Origin of the sequence: Arcticibacter svalbardensis MN12-7, from assembly GCF_000403135.1 — a bacterium.
GTDB classification, from domain to species: domain Bacteria; phylum Bacteroidota; class Bacteroidia; order Sphingobacteriales; family Sphingobacteriaceae; genus Arcticibacter; species Arcticibacter svalbardensis.
This window is the reverse complement of record NZ_AQPN01000042.1, coordinates 1-1801: the sequence shown is the minus strand read 5'-3', so window position 1 is coordinate 1801 and position 1801 is coordinate 1. Positions and strand designations below refer to the sequence as shown.

Here is a 1801-nt window from a genome sequence, read left to right as displayed (position 1 = left end):
CTGACCGGCTCATCTTCTGGGTTCCATCTTGTGTGTCATTAAGAAATTATCTTGTAGTATAACGGGTGTTGATCCAGCCTCTAGAAAGGAGGTATTCCAGCCGCACCTTCCGGTACGGCTACCTTGTTACGACTTAGCCCCAGTTACCGGTTTTACCCTAGGACGCTCCTTGCGGTTACATACTTCAGGTACCCCCAGCTTCCATGGCTTGACGGGCGGTGTGTACAAGGCCCGGGAACGTATTCACCGCGTCATTGCTGATACGCGATTACTAGCGAATCCAACTTCATGAGGTCGAGTTGCAGACCTCAATCCGAACTGTGAATGGCTTTATGAGATTGGCATCCTGTTACCAGGTAGCAGCCCTCTGTACCATCCATTGTAGCACGTGTGTAGCCCCGGACGTAAGGGCCATGATGACTTGACGTCGTCCCCTCCTTCCTCACTGTTTGCACAGGCAGTCTGAATAGAGTCCCCACCTTAACGTGCTGGCAACTATTCACAGGGGTTGCGCTCGTTGCGGGACTTAACCCAACACCTCACGGCACGAGCTGACGACAGCCATGCAGCACCTAGTTTCCTGTCCCGAAGGACGCTCCCATCTCTGGGAACTTCAGTAACTTTCAAGCCCGGGTAAGGTTCCTCGCGTATCATCGAATTAAACCACATGCTCCTCCGCTTGTGCGGGCCCCCGTCAATTCCTTTGAGTTTCACCCTTGCGGGCGTACTCCCCAGGTGGAATACTTAACGCTTTCGCTTAGACGCTAACTGTATATCGCTAACATCGAGTATTCATCGTTTAGGGCGTGGACTACCAGGGTATCTAATCCTGTTTGATCCCCACGCTTTCGTGCCTCAGCGTCAATCTCACTTTAGTAAGCTGCCTTCGCAATTGGTGTTCTGTGACATATCTATGCATTTCACCGCTACTTGTCACATTCCGCCTACCTCAAGTGTATTCAAGCTCCTCAGTATCAAAGGCAAGCTTACGGTTGAGCCGCAAGTTTTCACCCCTGACTTAAAAAGCCGCCTACGCACCCTTTAAACCCAATAAATCCGGATAACGCTTGGATCCTCCGTATTACCGCGGCTGCTGGCACGGAGTTAGCCGATCCTTATTCTTACCGTACGTTCAACTTTCCTCACGAGAAAAGGTTTATTCCGGTACAAAAGCAGTTTACGACCCGTAGGGCTGTCTTCCTGCACGCGGCATGGCTGGTTCAGGCTTGCGCCCATTGACCAATATTCCTTACTGCTGCCTCCCGTAGGAGTCTGGTCCGTGTCTCAGTACCAGTGTGGGGGGTCATCCTCTCAGATCCCCTAGACATCGACGTCTTGGTGAGCCGTTACCTCACCAACTAACTAATGTCACGCATGCCCATCCCGATCCTATAAATATTTGATTACTCTATGATGCCATAAAGCAATGTTATGCGGTGTTAATCCGGATTTCTCCGGGCTATCCCCCTGATCAAGGTAGGTTGCATACGCGTTACGCACCCGTGCGCCGGTCTCTGGGTTGCAAGCAACCCATACCCCTCGACTTGCATGTATTAGGCCTGCCGCTAGCGTTCATCCTGAGCCAGGATCAAACTCTCCATTGTAATGAAGTTTTGTTCTCTGACCCTATTTTATTCAAATAGAATCGTTTTGTATTAATGCTATTCGCTGAATCAACTAGGTTATTTCTCTGTTATCATTTTTGTTCTAACGGATAACCTTCGTTACCCGTTATACTACTAGACATTTCTTTTAAAGAACTTTTCTGCCTTCCCGTCGCGGTGCGGCATTTATATATTTC

General features: G+C 49.6%; 1 rRNA gene. It reads right to left on the bottom strand.

The features are described 5' to 3' along the window. Positions 1-84: 84 nt before the first annotated feature. Positions 85-1604 (bottom strand): 16S ribosomal RNA (locus ADIARSV_RS04580). Positions 1605-1801 lie beyond the last annotated feature (197 nt).